25 protein-coding genes are annotated in these 14,318 nt (G+C 46.7%); 14 read left to right on the top strand and 11 right to left on the bottom strand.

What is annotated here, in order from left to right; translation table 11 throughout:
• Positions 1-428: 428 nt before the first annotated feature.
• The 8 genes from dnaB to QUA02_RS31155 all read right to left on the bottom strand — a co-directional run bounded on the left by dnaB (position 429) and on the right by QUA02_RS31155 (position 4,594).
• Positions 429-1,742 carry a replicative DNA helicase gene (gene dnaB / locus QUA02_RS31190; RefSeq protein ID WP_333033519.1) on the bottom strand — a complete coding sequence of 438 codons (1,314 nt, stop codon included), beginning with the start codon at positions 1,740-1,742 and terminating at the stop codon, positions 429-431.
• Between the two features lie 14 nt (positions 1,743-1,756).
• On the bottom strand, positions 1,757-2,377 hold the full coding sequence (locus QUA02_RS31185; protein WP_333033517.1) for a hypothetical protein: 621 nt from the start codon (positions 2,375-2,377) through the stop codon (positions 1,757-1,759).
• A gap of 59 nt (positions 2,378-2,436) precedes the next feature.
• Positions 2,437-2,967 carry a hypothetical protein gene (locus QUA02_RS31180; RefSeq protein WP_333033516.1) on the bottom strand — a complete coding sequence of 177 codons (531 nt, stop codon included), beginning with the start codon at positions 2,965-2,967 and terminating at the stop codon, positions 2,437-2,439.
• Positions 2,964-3,317: a hypothetical protein gene (locus tag QUA02_RS31175; RefSeq protein ID WP_333033515.1), complete on the bottom strand. Its 354-nt coding sequence runs from the start codon at positions 3,315-3,317 to the stop codon at positions 2,964-2,966. The genes QUA02_RS31180 and QUA02_RS31175 overlap by 4 nt, the downstream gene beginning before the upstream one ends.
• Positions 3,314-3,559 (bottom strand): hypothetical protein, encoded by a 246-nt coding sequence (locus tag QUA02_RS31170; protein ID WP_333033514.1) that lies wholly within the window; start codon positions 3,557-3,559, stop codon positions 3,314-3,316. Before QUA02_RS31170 ends, QUA02_RS31175 begins: the two co-directional genes overlap by 4 nt.
• A 63-nt stretch (positions 3,560-3,622) precedes the next feature.
• The gene (locus tag QUA02_RS31165; protein WP_333033512.1) at positions 3,623-3,988 is read right to left on the bottom strand and encodes a hypothetical protein; all 366 of its coding nucleotides are present in this window, start codon (positions 3,986-3,988) and stop codon (positions 3,623-3,625) included.
• Positions 3,988-4,344, bottom strand: a complete 357-nt coding sequence (locus QUA02_RS31160; protein WP_333033511.1) for a hypothetical protein — start codon at positions 4,342-4,344, stop codon at positions 3,988-3,990. The genes QUA02_RS31165 and QUA02_RS31160 overlap by 1 nt, the downstream gene beginning before the upstream one ends.
• A 118-nt stretch (positions 4,345-4,462) precedes the next feature.
• Complete coding sequence (locus tag QUA02_RS31155) at positions 4,463-4,594, bottom strand: hypothetical protein (protein WP_333033510.1); 132 nt, start codon at positions 4,592-4,594, stop codon at positions 4,463-4,465.
• Between the two features lie 173 nt (positions 4,595-4,767).
• Here QUA02_RS31155 and QUA02_RS31150 point away from each other — a divergent pair, with 173 nt between their 5' ends.
• The 14 genes from QUA02_RS31150 to QUA02_RS31085 all read left to right on the top strand — a co-directional run bounded on the left by QUA02_RS31150 (position 4,768) and on the right by QUA02_RS31085 (position 11,718).
• Positions 4,768-5,040: a helix-turn-helix domain-containing protein gene (locus QUA02_RS31150; protein WP_333033509.1), complete on the top strand. Its 273-nt coding sequence runs from the start codon at positions 4,768-4,770 to the stop codon at positions 5,038-5,040.
• Between the two features lie 185 nt (positions 5,041-5,225).
• Positions 5,226-5,564 (top strand): hypothetical protein, encoded by a 339-nt coding sequence (locus QUA02_RS31145; RefSeq protein WP_333033506.1) that lies wholly within the window; start codon positions 5,226-5,228, stop codon positions 5,562-5,564.
• A gap of 290 nt (positions 5,565-5,854) precedes the next feature.
• The gene (locus QUA02_RS31140; protein WP_333033505.1) at positions 5,855-6,097 is read left to right on the top strand and encodes a hypothetical protein; all 243 of its coding nucleotides are present in this window, start codon (positions 5,855-5,857) and stop codon (positions 6,095-6,097) included.
• Between the two features lie 65 nt (positions 6,098-6,162).
• Entirely contained in the window at positions 6,163-6,936 is a 774-nt protein-coding gene (locus QUA02_RS31135; protein WP_333033503.1) for a hypothetical protein, read from the top strand.
• A complete protein-coding gene (locus QUA02_RS31130) occupies positions 6,933-7,328 on the top strand; it encodes a hypothetical protein (protein WP_333033502.1) in 396 nt (131 codons plus the stop codon). Before QUA02_RS31135 ends, QUA02_RS31130 begins: the two co-directional genes overlap by 4 nt.
• Positions 7,329-7,335: 7 nt before the next feature.
• A complete protein-coding gene (locus tag QUA02_RS31125) occupies positions 7,336-7,554 on the top strand; it encodes a hypothetical protein (protein WP_333033501.1) in 219 nt (72 codons plus the stop codon).
• On the top strand, positions 7,547-8,053 hold the full coding sequence (locus QUA02_RS31120) for a hypothetical protein (RefSeq protein WP_333033499.1): 507 nt from the start codon (positions 7,547-7,549) through the stop codon (positions 8,051-8,053). Before QUA02_RS31125 ends, QUA02_RS31120 begins: the two co-directional genes overlap by 8 nt.
• Positions 8,053-8,673: a hypothetical protein gene (locus QUA02_RS31115; RefSeq protein WP_333033497.1), complete on the top strand. Its 621-nt coding sequence runs from the start codon at positions 8,053-8,055 to the stop codon at positions 8,671-8,673. Before QUA02_RS31120 ends, QUA02_RS31115 begins: the two co-directional genes overlap by 1 nt.
• A gap of 67 nt (positions 8,674-8,740) precedes the next feature.
• Positions 8,741-9,037 (top strand): hypothetical protein, encoded by a 297-nt coding sequence (locus QUA02_RS31110; protein WP_333033496.1) that lies wholly within the window; start codon positions 8,741-8,743, stop codon positions 9,035-9,037.
• Positions 9,037-9,549 carry a hypothetical protein gene (locus tag QUA02_RS31105; RefSeq protein WP_333033494.1) on the top strand — a complete coding sequence of 171 codons (513 nt, stop codon included), beginning with the start codon at positions 9,037-9,039 and terminating at the stop codon, positions 9,547-9,549. Before QUA02_RS31110 ends, QUA02_RS31105 begins: the two co-directional genes overlap by 1 nt.
• On the top strand, positions 9,549-9,749 hold the full coding sequence (locus QUA02_RS31100) for a hypothetical protein (RefSeq protein WP_333033492.1): 201 nt from the start codon (positions 9,549-9,551) through the stop codon (positions 9,747-9,749). Before QUA02_RS31105 ends, QUA02_RS31100 begins: the two co-directional genes overlap by 1 nt.
• The gene (locus QUA02_RS31095; RefSeq protein WP_333033491.1) at positions 9,746-10,012 is read left to right on the top strand and encodes a hypothetical protein; all 267 of its coding nucleotides are present in this window, start codon (positions 9,746-9,748) and stop codon (positions 10,010-10,012) included. The genes QUA02_RS31100 and QUA02_RS31095 overlap by 4 nt, the downstream gene beginning before the upstream one ends.
• Positions 10,003-10,551 (top strand): hypothetical protein, encoded by a 549-nt coding sequence (locus tag QUA02_RS31090; protein WP_333033489.1) that lies wholly within the window; start codon positions 10,003-10,005, stop codon positions 10,549-10,551. Before QUA02_RS31095 ends, QUA02_RS31090 begins: the two co-directional genes overlap by 10 nt.
• 3 nt (positions 10,552-10,554) lie before the next feature.
• A complete protein-coding gene (locus QUA02_RS31085; RefSeq protein WP_333033487.1) occupies positions 10,555-11,718 on the top strand; it encodes a tyrosine-type recombinase/integrase in 1,164 nt (387 codons plus the stop codon).
• A gap of 695 nt (positions 11,719-12,413) precedes the next feature.
• On the opposite strand, the gene QUA02_RS31080 is transcribed toward QUA02_RS31085, so the two are convergent.
• The 3 genes from QUA02_RS31080 to QUA02_RS31070 all read right to left on the bottom strand — a co-directional run bounded on the left by QUA02_RS31080 (position 12,414) and on the right by QUA02_RS31070 (position 14,199).
• Positions 12,414-12,827 carry a tlde1 domain-containing protein gene (locus QUA02_RS31080; RefSeq protein ID WP_333033486.1) on the bottom strand — a complete coding sequence of 138 codons (414 nt, stop codon included), beginning with the start codon at positions 12,825-12,827 and terminating at the stop codon, positions 12,414-12,416.
• A 329-nt stretch (positions 12,828-13,156) separates the two neighbouring features.
• Positions 13,157-13,342: a hypothetical protein gene (locus QUA02_RS31075; protein WP_333033484.1), complete on the bottom strand. Its 186-nt coding sequence runs from the start codon at positions 13,340-13,342 to the stop codon at positions 13,157-13,159.
• Positions 13,343-13,824: 482 nt separating this feature from the next.
• Positions 13,825-14,199, bottom strand: a complete 375-nt coding sequence (locus tag QUA02_RS31070) for a hypothetical protein (protein WP_333033483.1) — start codon at positions 14,197-14,199, stop codon at positions 13,825-13,827.
• Positions 14,200-14,318 lie beyond the last annotated feature (119 nt).

The following is a 14,318-nucleotide window of genomic DNA, read 5'->3' as shown; positions in this document are numbered from 1 at the left end:
ATTCGTAATCGAACGGTCGTGGGTTCAAATCCCACCATCGGCTTTGAGTTTCAGACGCTACCGAAACTCAAGGCGCGCAGGCCGCACCTCAACTGCACCTCAAAAGTGCCTCAAACGCCCTTTTTTAGGGGGGAATAAGCCGCGATCGATCGCAAATCACCGCTGTCTATTTTGTGATGGCAAGATTGTCTCACTACCGGGACTTCCAGTCTCACTACCGGGACTTCCAGTCTCACTACCGGGACTTCCGCAGGCTGAAATGTATTACTGGCAAGGGTTTTACGCTCTTACATCTATTCTTCAAATATTTAACAGTCTCCTGAGAGATTTTTTTTTAAGTTTGAAGTGATGGAACTTTTGACACTTAAAATTCTTAGCCAACAAAAAAACCGCCTTGATAAGCGGCTAAGAGTTAAATTGATTAGGATTTATTTCGAGATGTTGCGAAAGGTTCCTTTCTCCGGGTTGAACCAACATTTCGCGGTTCCGAGCGACCCGTTTCTTTGTTTCCTCACTATGAGCTCGATTTTGTCTTTTTCCGTGGATTCTGGATTGTAGTAGTCGTCGCGGTAAAGGCAAATTGCGAGGTCTGCGTCCTGCTCGATGTCGCCGGAATCTTTGAGATCGCTCATCAAAGGGCGCTTGTCGTTGCGGGCTTCTACGCCACGGTTGATTTGGGCTAGCGCCACGAACGGCACGTCGAAGTCTTTGGCGATCGCCTTGCAATGGCCGGCGATCGCCCCTACATCCTGGGCTCGGTTACCGGCATTTCGTTCGCCTAGCAGTTGCAAATAGTCCAGAATAACCAGTCCGGGACTGCCGTGCTCGCGCTCGACGCGCCGCAATACGCTTCTCATGGATGCTGGGGTGAGGGAAGTTCCCGGAGTGTCGTCGATTATTATCGGCAGTTCCGAGAGATCGCCGACTGCTTTTGATAGTTTCTCCCATTCTTCCTTGTAGATTTTATTCCACATGACTCTCTGGGAGTTAACGCCCGCAACCTGTGCTAAAAGACGCTTTGTCAGACTTTCTTTGCTCATTTCCGCACTAAAAAAAACCACAGGGAGCTGATATTTTTTGGCTATTTGCAGCGCCAAGTGAATCGCAAACCAAGTTTTCCCCATTGAGGCTCTGGCTGCCACGACGATCAGATCCTTTCTCGCCAGGCCCCCGATCAGCTCATCTAGATCGTGTAAACCGGTAAAATATCCGGGCGGCGTTTCAGTTTCCAAGCTTGCCCAAGCTACATTGAGGCAGTCCCCGAGCATGGAAAATTCTTGAGACTTGGTATGGCTGTTAATGCTGAGGATGTCGGTTTCTGCTTCGGCAATCAGTTCTTCTAAGTCGCGCGCTGTTTGGTTCGCCGATTCAGCGATATTGATACCGGCCTCCCTGAGTTTGCGGCGGCGATATTTTTCCTCAACTAAGCCCGCATATTGATCGATGTTGACTGCGGAAACTGTTCGATCGACTAATTGAGCGAGTTTGGTTAATCCGCCAATACCTTCTAACTGTCCGTGATCTTGCAGCCAGTTTGTCACGGTCATCAAATCGGCAGAGTGACCTTGAGCGAGCAAGGTCATAGTCGCTGAGAAAATGCGTTGGTGTGCGCTGATTGCAAAATACTCAGGTTTTAGCAAGTCGGCAACCCTAGAAATAGCTTCAGGGTCGATAAGAATCCCGCCGAGGATTGCTTCTTCGGCTTCCACACTTGCTAACACCATGTGTGATGTATTATTCATTTTTTAGTTAATTTTTAAGTGGGTTTTTTGCCGAGCGATCTTTTGAATTCTTCAGGGATGGAGGAAAAGGTGCGTTTGGTTTCTGTCGCTGTCGCTGTCGCTGTCGCTGTCGCTGTCGCTGTCGCTGTCGCTGTATACTGTTGGAATTTTGCCCACCAATTTTGGAAATCTGCCGACTTTTCAACGAAGCGGTGAAAGCTTCTGATTGGCTCTCCCTTGATTTTTTGCCATTGAGATTTGACAAAAATCTCAAATTCATTTCGCAGCGCTTTAGGGAGTTGTTTGAGTTGAGTATATATCGGCTCTTTTTGTTCTGGAGCGAGAGCAACGACAGCTTCTTCGGCATCTTCGCGCCACAGGGAGATGCCGCCCGTGGGTTCCCAGTGGAATCCTAGTGGTAAACTTTCGAGTTTTTTGAGAGCCCGGTAAAAAGTAGACTTTGCTATGTTGAATTGTTCGTAGAAAGCTCGAGCTGAAGGGATGTTGAGCTTTTGCCCTTTGGGTCGGTAAATAGCCGTCAGACTTAAAATGTAGTCAGCGGCACTGATTAATCTGAGTTCGTAGCGCTCGATCAAATCGTCTAAGAAAACACGCTCGTGCTGTTGCGGGTTGGGGAGTTTTAATGCTATATTCATGTTATTAATAAATTGTTTTTGCGAGGTTGGCTTCAGCGGTGGGGCCGCCTTTTTTGTGCTCAAAAGGGTATCCGGTCGCAGTCGGGGTTTTCTTCACGATCTTCGTGGTTGTCGCTGTCGTTGCTGTTGCTATAAGGTTCGTAATAAAATCCCGATTCATCACTGTCATCACTGTCATTTGCTGTATCCTTTGATGGGTAAACGATTGTATTTTTTTGCCCGGGAGTGCCGGTGTGCAGTTGCCTCATCGCTGAGAAATCTTCAATTGTCAGAGTTTCCGGGTTGACTCCGTGAGCGGTTAGAAATTCTGAAAAGTTTTCCCAAGCTCTCTGAGCGCGTTCGAGATTTTCTTTTTCTTTTAGGACTTGAATGCTGAGATTTCTCAGGGTTCTTTCTTGATAATCGACTTTATTTCTAAGGTCGTGCAAGCGCTCTGGAAGCTTCAACTCTTCCGCTACCTGAGAGCGGAGAATGTTTAGGGATTGAGATGCGTCTTCCCATCCTTCGATTTCGGCTTCGAGGTAAATCTTGCTGTTTTCGTAGTTGCCCTCGTTCTTGGCGTACCCGTACCCAATTTTGGTAATTTTCATTCTGTCGCCCCCGGTTCCCAGTCATCTGAGAGGATATCCACCGCGAGTTCGGCCTTGGCACCGGGGGAGAGGTGCCGCAGCAATTGAATCGCCGCCGCCAAGCTTTCGCTGTACCGCTCGTGCTTGGGCTGGATTACGCAGAGCTGAGTGTGAGAGTCGTCGATCGCCACTACGGCGTTAGTTGCCAGCGCCATCTTTTCGTGCCAGTTGCATCCGTGAATCAGCATGGCGATTTGCTGGCGAACGTTACCGTCGGCTTTGGCGATTTCTTCCATTTGTTCGCCTAAGTCGCCGTCGTTAAAATCGGGGAGGTTGCGGGGGTCGTAGCCGCCGAGAATTGGTACTGTCATGGGTTGGTAGTGGTTTTGGGTTTGCGTTTTTCTGCCTTTGCCTGCCGAACGATCGCCATTCTTTTCTGGTTCTCGGCTCTGAGTTCTTCTGGAGACTTGCGCTTGAGTTTGTGATGCGAGCTACCTACCAGCGGGCGATTTTCTGGGGGAATCTCGATCGCCAAGATGTCGGCGGGACTCCACTGGTGGCGGTAGTTGTCCGGTCTGTCCTCGATACTGCCGTCTGCGTGGATGATTTTCATGATTGCTAAGCCTCGAAAGGGCTGATAGAGGGTTCTACGCTGTTGTGGAGGTGATCGTACTCGTCACCGTAATAGGGGGGGGTCGAAGTAATCGTCATCTTCCTCAAATTCGCCGGAGAGTCCGCTGTCGTCTTCTTCGTCTTCGTCTAGGGCTGGAGTTGCGTAGCCGTAAGGATCGGTGTCTTCTTCGCCGTATACCTCCTCTCGGCGAGACGCTTCTTCGCGATCGGCGCAACTGATGCAGGTCAAGATGCAGTCTTTTTCTAATTCGGCAATCTCCTCGTCCGACGCGCTTTCGTAGTAGATGTGTGCTTGCGAGTGCAACTCGTGCATTGTTTTGCGGTTGCAGTGAGGGCAGAAATAGTAGCCCTCTGTCAGTTCTTCCCGATCGGTGCTGTCTGGGGTTGCGGTGGGTGAAGTTTCGGTCATTAATCCTCCTCAAATTCACCGTTAGCAATTTTCTCGGCTGTGGAAGCAGCCAAAGAGAATTGATAAATAGCGTCGTCATCTTCCTCGTAGTCGCTCGGATCGGGGAGTCCGTCTCCCTCGTCTTCCTCTTCGTCCTGGCAGAAGCGAAGGAGTTCGATCGCAAAGGATAGTTTTTCGGCCACAGAAAACTGCTCTGAGGCTGCAAAAGCTTTTTCCAGAGCGACCTCTTGCTCTACTTTTAATCCAAAGTTCGGATTGCATTCTGAAATTAGAAAAGCCGCAAGAGTTAATTTTTGAGGTTGCTCGAATTGGGCGGCCGCCGATCGCAAAACAGTTAAGGCATCGGTTTCAGTCATCGGTTTCAGTCATCGGTTTCAGTCATCGGTTGTGGGTAGGAGTAAAGAGCGGCGGGCGGTGACGCGCGCCGCATTGCTACATGACTGTTATTGATTCAGGTGTGGCCTAGCCGTTTTCCTACTTCATGGTGATTGCCTCCGTTACTTGTTCATCGCGCCGATCGCTTCCCGGCGATGGCGCGTTGGGGTTTTCGTGGTAGAATCCGCTTCCGCATACCACCCAGATAATTACTGGCAAGAGCTTTGTCATGGGCGTCTGACACGGTGGGAGTTGGCGGTGTAACTCTCAGGATTGCCGCGCGGCCGATCGTTGAGAGAATGAAGGGTAAGCGGCGGGATTGGGGTCGAATTCATTCCCGCTGCTAGTTGTTACTGAGGTCTTGCCGGAATAGCGCTACCGCTTCTCCGGTAATTGTTTATAATATGACACATAAAGACGAAATAAATCAACTTACTCCTGTGCAAATACGAAAAAGGCTAAAAATGACTCAGAGACAAGCTTCTGCGCTTTTGGGTGTAAGACCACAGACTGTCAGCGAGTGGGAGCGCGGTGTCTCAATGCCTAATGTTTTGATGTTGCCTAAAATTGTAGAAGTCTATCAGTGTACGGCTGACGAGGTGATTATTGCTTTTCGGAACATACACCTTATGAGACAACAAGCTGAGTCTAGTATTGACGATGCGTTGTCAAACTAAGTCAAACTAAATTACCGGACTAACGCTACCGCTATTCCGGTAATTTGTGATATAGTAGTTGCTAAGCCGATCGAAGCGCACCCAAACCACCGAGAGACAGCAGCCTCGGATATATCAAAGACCTGCTAGGGCGGCGCTTCCAAGGCTTAAAATCAGTGATAGCAATTTACTGAAGGAAGCAATTGATGGTAATAACGATCGGCAAGCACAAAGATAAATATTTCGGAAAAGACGACGAAGGGAGGGTCGCCTTACTTCGTATCCCTGGACTGAATGGAGAAGCAGAAGATGTCGGAAGCTTCAAAAGACTCAATGAAAGTTACTGCACTTGGCTGCCTCTGTGCGCCGACACGTTTCCAGCCGGAAGTTACACACCAGAAACTCTTTTTACTAATTGGGCTGATTTTCCAGAGCTTCACCAAGTGCAAATAATGGCATGGGACGAAGCAGTAGTTGCGTCTACCCAATCAGCATCGCAATACGTTCAAACCTTGATAGATGACTACAAAAAGACACTTGAATAAGTGTTTTTAAAATCTCTTGAATGACAGCCCGCCCCTCCGGGCTTCAAAACTACTAACTAACTTATGAAATCAGGAGTCGATCGACAAGTAGCCTACTTTCTTCGAGATTACAAAAATGGCGAAGTCCTTGCCCGACGGTATTTAGAATTGATTAATTCAGATACCTATAGACAGGAAAAAGCGCAAACCCGCGCCAAAAGACCGAATTCAAAATTTCAGGAGTTGTACCGAAAAAATTAGGTACGACGCTTTCAGGAAGCTGAATCTAATATCTAATGAGGTGAAAAGCAATGATTATTGCCCCGAACAACCACGAGGCAGGATCTTACGAATTGACTTTGACAGAATTAATCGATCATTACAAATATGGAGATATTACTCGGAAAGGTTTAGTCCGTTTTTATTGCAAACTTCATCCATACTTTAATCCTTGGCTGAACGAGTTGGAGACAAGAAAAGTTTGCTACAAACTCAGTCTCGCAGAACCCCTTTTTTATTCTGCAGTTCGCGAGATTGAGGAAGAAGATTTCTAACACAGCCAGCAAATGAATGGCAGCCTAGAAAGACGAGCTTAAATCATCAAATCATTGCAAATACCATGCAAATTACCATTTCGAGTGGCGATACTGTTTCTGATGTCTTAGATAAATTTGTTTCGCTCTTCTGTGTGAACGAATCTGAGCTAAATTCACTCACTGATTCTCAATACTTAAGACTCAGATCGCCCATCTACGAACTCAAAGAAATCGCTGATTTTCTTCTCAGCAAATTCGCTGTAGACCTCGCCGCTCCCAAGCGAAATTCCAAAGTTTCCCTCGCCGATTGGATCTCGACAATTTTGTTGAGCGCTCGCGAGGCGGCGGATGTCTCGGAGGCGACCGAGCAAATTGCCGACACCGAATGCCCTGATTGCGGCTTTGTGCACGAACCGTTCCAAAATACTTTATGTCCTGACGGCGAACCTAAACCGCAAATTATTGAAGTTTTGGAGCCAGAGGAAAAGCCTGTTTACACTATTTCGATCCTGGAAGATGGCGGTTTTTCTGAAGAGCGCGTAAACCATCTACCGCCGTTTTTGATTGACCGCAAAGGTAAGCTCCTTAAAAAATTCTGGCACCGCTCTTGTGACGCCGGTTACTCCGAAATCACCTCAAAACACTTGTCTGGTATTGCTGTTGGTAGCGGGCTAGTTATCACGTTAATGGCTGACAGCTTAGAAATTTCTCAAGCCTGCATCTGCGGCGACCCTCCATTTTTCATTCTTGATAAGGGAGGGGTTTACAAGCGCGATCGGGTAAGGGGCAGCTTAGCTGTTACCTACTCTCAAGTCATTTCTGAACACCTCTCAAATATCGTCGTTGTAAGCTTATGACTCCCCAAGAAATCCACGTTCAACTTAAAAAAGTTTTGGACTATCTGTCCGAAATAGACGGCTCCGAAACTTTCGCCCAAATGCTCGCCGACGACTCTTTCATTGTGGATGACGGCGATATGGGACATCTCGTCCACCAAGTCGAACAAGTGTTAGCCACCGTAAACGCTTACCTGAAAACTAATGCCAAATCACCAAAAATCAAAACCTACAACTGCTCTCAAGCCGTCAAAAAGGCGCAAGCTTTGATTGCCAATAGAAAGCGCCACATCTTGATTTTAGATACGATGGCTAAATTTAAGTTTGTTGAATTTACGCCTCCAGGGAGCTATCGAGGCTCCCTGACCGAGGATGAAATTCAGCAAGTGGCCGACAAACTCAATAGCTACTAAAGGAGGAATGATGACAACTAAAGACATTCAAGCTTTACTGATCGTTATATCTCAGACTCTGGCTGCCATCAAAGAATTTCCAGTGTTTGAGGAAGTAATCGAAGATGACAGCTACTACACAATGAGCGGCCTAACTATTGGTGATGCAATCCAAGCTTTGGATGAAGTGGCTCAAGAGGCGGCGCGGCAGGACGGACACGAATTTCGGGGTGGGTGTGATGGTTGACAAAACTGAAGAAATGCTCGCGGGATGGGATATCGATCGAAAGTACAAATACCTGTGCTTTTATCACAAAGGCTTCCCATTTATGAGGGATTCTTGGGGAATGGATTGTTCCGATTTTAAGCAAGAATTACTTGATGCAGAATGGGGCTTGTTTTCACCCAGAGACATCTCTGAACATTCGCAATTTGACGAAACTTTTCGACTGGTACTTAACGCGATCGCCAGCGACCCTCAACTTTTGCTTTGCTCTGATGGCGAGTATCGAATCTGTCGGTATGCAGGTTCGGGGTGGAATTGGGTAGGGACTTCTGTTCGATTCACAAAAACCTTATGGAAAACCCTTTCCTCTCAATACAGGCGAGATCGAAAGAACGGATGTCGAATGCACCGCATGCACTTAATCGCACTGGACGACGCTCAATTCGAGATAGCTCAGAGACTGATTTACGAAGTCTTTGGCGACACAATAGACGCCCACGAAACAAAGGATGAATTTTAATGCAAGAAGCTTTAGAGGTTGAAATTGTCGAATCGAACCGGGTCGAAACCGAATCGATTCGCGAATCGATTCGGGATGAATGGATAGGCGCGATGACAGCATACAAGCTCGCCGACCTTACCAAGTCTAGTTTTCAGCGCGCCATCTCCCACTTGTTGGGGGTTCGTGGCTGCCGGGTCGATTCGATCCGGCGGGGCGATGCCAAGAATACTCGTTATTCGAGATTGGCAATTGAGCTTATCAAAGCTCATAAATCCGGTGATGAAGTGCGGTTGCAGCAACTGCTGGAACTTGCTGTTAATCCCGCGATTTCGAGCCAACCGTCCAGTTTGGCTGTGGTCGATCATATTGCAACCTTGGAAACCAAGATTGCTAATTTGCGGCAGGCTACCGCTGCCAATTCTCGGTTAAATGCCGATCGGATGCGGAGCAAGCTCGCCGAAATCACCCGCTGCAATCAAACGGCCCAGCAGCGAAACGAAGCTCTGAACGATGCCGAATTGCTGGCGGCAGAGAGCCGGGGAATAGAGCAAGCCTTGGCAATCTTCTCCGCTGAAGAGGCGGCTAAGGAAAATGCCCTAGCTCACCTCCGAGCTTTGAAGATTTCAGGAAATCAGTAATTTATTGCCGGCCGGCGTTCCCAGACGCCGACCGGCACGGCACATTCAAATCGGAGCCAACCTTATTATGACCGATCGCAACAGCATCGCCGCACTTAAAGCACAAGCTACGAATTTGGGCCTGACTCCTTACGCCTCGCTTTACGGCGACAGGAGGCAGCGGGCGACCTGGCAGAAACTGCTCCAATCAGCCGGCGAACTGGCGCCGCTGCCGGAGCGACCTGCACAGCCTGACCGCGCCCGAATTAATTGCAAATTGGCGATCGCCATTCTGGTTAGCGCGATCGCCCTGAGTTTTTTGCTGCAACCTTTACGCAGTAAAGTTTTTCCAATCAAAATCACCATTCAAATCGGAGCAAAATAATGAGCCTACAACTGCGACTATTCGGCGGCGGTCGGGACGCTACTGGCAAACTTGCCAGCACTAACGACGGCAACCACAGCATTGATAAATCAAAAGTGCTGGCAGCTACCGACGCGGGGGTAATTACCCCGATGAATCCCGGCAACTTCGGGTCAATCCGCACCGCACCCGTTGTTCCGGCTCCGAGGTATTTTGAAAAAGAGGAAGCCGGCAGGCTCAAGGAATTAGCAAAGGAAAAGACCGAGGGTGCGAAACACGCCAAGAAAGCCTACAAAGCTCTCGGAGCAATCGAAGTAGCCGATGCCGTCGTACACAAATCTCACCGCAAATATGAGGGTGTGGTTGCTGGTGAAGAGCTTAAAAAAGTGCGCTCTAACGCTGGACTCGCGAAAAAGCTGCACGGACTCCGACCGGGATACGCAAAGCTCGGCACGGGTATCGATAAAGCTGAAAGCGATGCCCGTACTCGGATTGATGCGATTAAAGTCCGGCTCACGGCGGGGGCAAACTGATGAACACCACCGAAGAGGAAATTTCCATCGCTCAGCAGGATTTAAGGCAGCTCAGCGCTCGACTGAGTAATTTCTTGAATCACTACTGGCAAGTGTGGGAAAAAGCAACTCCCACTCAGATTGCAGCCCATAACGCCGCCAAAGTCGCAATTGATGAAGCTGTAGCCAAATTAGAGCTTCTCAAGGAGGCGATGCGATGATGCGAGCGATGTACTTGGCAAATTATTTTGTCGCCGGGTGCATCGCTTCCTCCCTTCTGGGATGGATAGCGAGTTTGCATCCGATGGCAACGAGAGCCGTTTTATTCCTGTTGGCAGCGATTGCAATTGTTTGGGGGTTGAGCTGGTTGCTTGATTACTCCCTGAGTAAATTGCTTAAGACTTCAGTGACTGACTTACAGGCAATTTTAGTCGGCGAATTGGCGATGCTGCTAATTGGCTTGGGGGTGTTTTTATGCAGCTAAAATTGTTTGTGTTGAGCGCTTCTGCGGTGGTATTGTGGGTGACTCCACTAACAGTGCTAGACAAAAAGCTAGATATTCACAAAGCCCTGCAAGGGGTGAGTTTGTGTACTGCAATTGCTTGTGCTATTTCCGCCGGAAATATCGCTCGCAAGCTGGCGGCAGAGAGAGAGATTGAGGAATTAAAGCTGAGAGCAATTAAGGCTGATGTAGAAGATGAAATTAGTACATCAGTCTATATTTCGCAGCAACAAAGACAGCAGGAAGCCGAACTTATTCTGACTTCCCCTGGCGTTGACGTGGAAGCTTCCCGGCAAGCGCTGGAAGCTATATACGGTAGCGACTTAGAGAAAACTGCCCCCGCTTCCACTTCCGAAGCTGATACTAGCGATTTAGCTCTTTGGTGGAAGGTAAGCGCGGCGGAAGCATCGGGGAAAAGCCCTACCTGGATTATTGAAAATATCCTCAATATGAAAGGCAGGAAATTTACCGAGGGTAAAGTCCGTCTCGGAGAATTGCAAAAAAAATTTGGTGAGGGTTGATTGGTGAAAAGTTCCAAGGGTTCGGTTACAGTTAGTTCCGTGCGCGGCAATCTTCGATTGAGATTGCCGCGAGGCCTTTGGATCGACAAAAAGCAGGTGTATTTATCTTTAGGGCTGACCGACAATTTACAAAATCGCAAAGCAGCGGAAATCAAAGCCAAGCAAATTGAGCTAGATATATTGTCTGGGTATTTCGATCCGACTTTAAAAAAATATCAATCTATCGCTTACGAAATCCTAAAACCTGAAATTGAAGAACAAAAAAATAGAATCACCTTTGTTGAAATTTATCAAAAATATATCGATACCAAAAAAGATAAGTCCGCCACAACTTGGAAAGGGACTTATATCAACACCCTCAATCACTTAAACGGTTGTCCGTATCAATTCCCTGACCAAGCTATGGATCTGAAGGATTGGATGATAGCTAATAAGAGTTTAGACGCTTGCAGGCGGATTTTAATGCAGCTTAACACGGCTTGCAATTGGGCCGCAGAAAGAGAGTTAATAAAAACTAACCCTTTTTTAGGGAAAAGTAAGATTAAAGCCAAAAAATCTAAGCCCAAAATTCATCCCTTTTCCAGTGACGAAAAACTGGCAATCCTTGATGCTTTTGAAAAATCCGAGAAGTTCAATTATTTACTTCCGCTCGTTAAGTTTTTCTTTTTAACTGGCTGCCGTACATCCGAGGCGATCGGACTGCGCTGGAAAAATATCAAAACTGATTGCAGCTCGATCAGTTTTGAGGAGGTAATAATTTTGGGTAAAGGCGGCGCTCAGCGAAGGCAGGGAACCAAGCAGTCGCCGCAGCGAGATTTTCCCTGCAACAAGCAACTGCAAGACTTGCTGCTGTCGATCAAATCTTCTAAGCCTGTGGCTACTGCGTCGGTGTTTTTACGGCCCGATGGCTCGCCAATTACCCACCAAGATTTGCGCACCGCTTGGTACGGGAAGGGTGCAATATTGGGCATTGTCCGGCAACTTGCGGCGGACGGACAAATTGATTCTTATAGGCCGCAGTACAATACTCGGCATACAATGATTTCTGCTTGCTTAGAGGCGGGTATCAGTCCAATTCAAATTGCTTTATGGTGCGGCAATTCAGCAGAAATTATTTTCCGCAATTATGCGGGAATAATTAATAAAGTTTCGGTTCCTGAGTTTTGAGAACAGAGGTTTTGCAGACCTCTGCCTTTTATCTAGAAATCTTTACAGGCAAGGGTTATAAAATTTTACTTCGCATTTGCATTAAACTTGCATTAATGTCGCGAGTTAGCCTTAGTCTTGGTCTTAACCTTTGGCTTAGTCCTCAAATTTCGCTTAATTAAAGCCTTTTCATAAAGTAATGGTATCAAGAAAAACCAGATTGGAAGTATTACTAAAACAATCAGTCCTGAAAATGTTTCCGCATCTTTCTCGTTTAATTTTAGAGCAGCGCCTAAAATAAAAAATAAAAATAACCCCAACCCTATTGCGATCAAATCCGACAAGAAAGATATTTTCAACGCATCAACAGCTTCTGTAATAGATTTGGTCTGAACCTGCCAAAATTTTGTTTCTTTTTTGAATACAAAAATAAAATGATTCCAAGCCCCCCATCAATACCGAAAAACTAACCCACCCACCGATACTTACAATCGTGCGGAGAGGACTGCGGGGCAAAGATTGTAAAAATTTAGCCAGTAATAACACTACTACAACGCGGCTAAAAATTAATAATAGGGCACGCAACCAGGAAATACGAGAAGGACATTTAAAATGATTCATGACGTGATATTTTGAATAACGCCAATATTATCTCAGGTTATGAATCATTTTAAATAAGCTTTAAACAGATAAATGCTGATTTTGCCGTTGGCTGGTCAATAGCGAACTTCTAGCGGTATACTGTTGACCCCGCATTTCGCGATCGCCTCCATACGTTCGCAAAACCTTTTCCAGCCCGATATCCTTTGCAAAGCTATACATCCGGCTGAGCCTGGGGCATTGGCATCAAAGTGTATCCCAAATTCGCCCCGTGTCACACCTTCAATAATTACCGGATCGGGCGTGATATGGAAAAACCAACCCTCCACACCGCGCGTATCCAACCAGTAAGGCGTTGTCGGAATTTGATATTGCCCTGCCGGGATCGGCCCGCGGGCGATCGCTGACTGATCTTCCGGTTGCTGCCACTGGATGCACCCAGAGGTAGCCAAGTAATCGATCTTAGTTCCTTCTGGATAAGTTAATTCTAAGCTTCCAAAAAGCAGTTCTGTAGCTGCTTTTAATTGCATAGTAAAAAGTAATTGGTGATTCATTATGGTAATCGATTATTTACTTTGGTCAATGTCAATTTGATCTGCGTGCCCTACCCGGGTTTGCGGTGACTGCCTACTTTGCGGGCTAAATCCGCCAGCGGCAGAGCCCAAAAATACACTGGCTGCACCTATGGTGTAGGCAAAACGATCGCCTGGCAACCTCTCGCTATTAAATATCGCGCATAAGATAACAGTCACCGCGCCGATTCCAAAGGCGTATGGTGTTAGCGATCTGATAATTTCGGCCGCAGCGTAAATATTGTCAGGTTTCATGATAAAAGTTAAAGTGCAAAATTATTTGTTTGTCAGTTGAATCCCGTGTGTTCGTCTTCGTATTCCTTGAAAGCCAAATTTTCTAATTTTTCTAAAGATTTTCGTTTGTGAAAATTGCCTCGTTCTTCATTGGGAAGGCTTAAATGTTCGGCAATATCACTTAGGCGAGCCGACTGAACTTTAAGAATATCATAGAGGGCGTGTATCCTAGTATCCACACTTTTAGATTTGGAGCCAATAAAAGAATTTATTTTCCACAAATAGCTACAGATTCCAAAAATGCCAAGCACTATACCCGTCAACAGTGCGATAAAGTTCCAGTCAATTTTCATATAATTGCAATAGCCCTGCGCTAACTATCCAGTCGATAATTTCAAGTAAACCTTTGGTAGTCAAATCATTACAGGTGTCATATCACGGCGGATGTTGTTGAGTTACCGATATTATTAATTAAATTTGTCCAATTGATGGCTATTTATGGCGGATAGTGCCGTAAGAATAAATCAATCTTTGATTGTCAAATTTTAACGGCTGCCTTTCGGCTTTTTCTTACTCGATGCCTGCCGCTTGCACCATTTACGCGAGGTAAGATTCTCTTCCACCAATCCCTGGTCAGTAGTGGTTTAACCGCAGAGAAAGAGCTGCTTTAATCATACACTAATCGGAGTCAGTTGTAGACTAAAACTGCTTTAATTGTACATCAATCTGCGTTATCCCAAAAATCCAAAGATACAAACCAAGAAGGTTCAGTGGCACCTTTGCGGTAATAATTCTTTTTTATTTCATACCCCACAGGCTCTAAGATTAATCCTGCCGAGTTAAACAAAGGTGGAATCGGCAAATACAGCACTACCGCAGGTACTTGAGGATAAAGTTTTCGACTTAATTCAACTTCTTTTTCCTGAAAAAAACCAGTTGTCCAGACTCGCCGCAACCAAAGTGTTGAAAAAATATTTTCAACATTTCCAGCACTCTGGTAGCGAATTCGGAAGCATTCAGCGATGCCAGCTTCGCCCGGAAACTTCTGCCAAAATTCAAATTCGGGCGTTATGTCCCCGAGCGGTTGCCATCCCATAACTACACGGCGTCGGGTGCGGGTGTAATGTCAGACTTAGTGTCCTCGATCGCCAATTCGGGTACTGGCGCAGGCGGCTCAATTTTTCGCCAGACCGTGTAAGTCATTGGCTGACCGGT

This window comes from Microcoleus pseudofavosus SVA1_A4 (assembly GCF_036700565.1).
Classification (GTDB): Bacteria; Cyanobacteriota; Cyanobacteriia; order Cyanobacteriales; family Microcoleaceae; genus Microcoleus.
Note: the sequence above shows the minus strand (reverse complement) of the source record. Positions and strands in the feature narration are given on the sequence as shown.

Bases quoted from the DNA above. Each gene is read 5' to 3' on its own strand.
- dnaB (WP_333033519.1), bottom strand. From the start codon at position 1,742: ATGAATAATACATCACACATGGTGTTAGCAAGTGTGGAAGCCGAAGAA.
- QUA02_RS31185 (WP_333033517.1), bottom strand. From the start codon at position 2,377: ATGAATATAGCATTAAAACTCCCCAACCCGCAACAGCACGAGCGTGTT.
- QUA02_RS31180 (WP_333033516.1), bottom strand. From the start codon at position 2,967: ATGAAAATTACCAAAATTGGGTACGGGTACGCCAAGAACGAGGGCAAC.
- QUA02_RS31175 (WP_333033515.1), bottom strand. From the start codon at position 3,317: ATGACAGTACCAATTCTCGGCGGCTACGACCCCCGCAACCTCCCCGAT.
- QUA02_RS31170 (WP_333033514.1), bottom strand. From the start codon at position 3,559: ATGAAAATCATCCACGCAGACGGCAGTATCGAGGACAGACCGGACAAC.
- QUA02_RS31165 (WP_333033512.1), bottom strand. From the start codon at position 3,988: ATGACCGAAACTTCACCCACCGCAACCCCAGACAGCACCGATCGGGAA.
- QUA02_RS31160 (WP_333033511.1), bottom strand. From the start codon at position 4,344: ATGACTGAAACCGATGCCTTAACTGTTTTGCGATCGGCGGCCGCCCAA.
- QUA02_RS31155 (WP_333033510.1), bottom strand. From the start codon at position 4,594: ATGACAAAGCTCTTGCCAGTAATTATCTGGGTGGTATGCGGAAGCGGA.
- QUA02_RS31150 (WP_333033509.1), top strand. From the start codon at position 4,768: ATGACACATAAAGACGAAATAAATCAACTTACTCCTGTGCAAATACGA.
- QUA02_RS31145 (WP_333033506.1), top strand. From the start codon at position 5,226: ATGGTAATAACGATCGGCAAGCACAAAGATAAATATTTCGGAAAAGAC.
- QUA02_RS31140 (WP_333033505.1), top strand. From the start codon at position 5,855: ATGATTATTGCCCCGAACAACCACGAGGCAGGATCTTACGAATTGACT.
- QUA02_RS31135 (WP_333033503.1), top strand. From the start codon at position 6,163: ATGCAAATTACCATTTCGAGTGGCGATACTGTTTCTGATGTCTTAGAT.
- QUA02_RS31130 (WP_333033502.1), top strand. From the start codon at position 6,933: ATGACTCCCCAAGAAATCCACGTTCAACTTAAAAAAGTTTTGGACTAT.
- QUA02_RS31125 (WP_333033501.1), top strand. From the start codon at position 7,336: ATGATGACAACTAAAGACATTCAAGCTTTACTGATCGTTATATCTCAG.
- QUA02_RS31120 (WP_333033499.1), top strand. From the start codon at position 7,547: ATGGTTGACAAAACTGAAGAAATGCTCGCGGGATGGGATATCGATCGA.
- QUA02_RS31115 (WP_333033497.1), top strand. From the start codon at position 8,053: ATGCAAGAAGCTTTAGAGGTTGAAATTGTCGAATCGAACCGGGTCGAA.
- QUA02_RS31110 (WP_333033496.1), top strand. From the start codon at position 8,741: ATGACCGATCGCAACAGCATCGCCGCACTTAAAGCACAAGCTACGAAT.
- QUA02_RS31105 (WP_333033494.1), top strand. From the start codon at position 9,037: ATGAGCCTACAACTGCGACTATTCGGCGGCGGTCGGGACGCTACTGGC.
- QUA02_RS31100 (WP_333033492.1), top strand. From the start codon at position 9,549: ATGAACACCACCGAAGAGGAAATTTCCATCGCTCAGCAGGATTTAAGG.
- QUA02_RS31095 (WP_333033491.1), top strand. From the start codon at position 9,746: ATGATGCGAGCGATGTACTTGGCAAATTATTTTGTCGCCGGGTGCATC.
- QUA02_RS31090 (WP_333033489.1), top strand. From the start codon at position 10,003: ATGCAGCTAAAATTGTTTGTGTTGAGCGCTTCTGCGGTGGTATTGTGG.
- QUA02_RS31080 (WP_333033486.1), bottom strand. From the start codon at position 12,827: ATGCAATTAAAAGCAGCTACAGAACTGCTTTTTGGAAGCTTAGAATTA.
- QUA02_RS31070 (WP_333033483.1), bottom strand. From the start codon at position 14,199: ATGGGATGGCAACCGCTCGGGGACATAACGCCCGAATTTGAATTTTGG.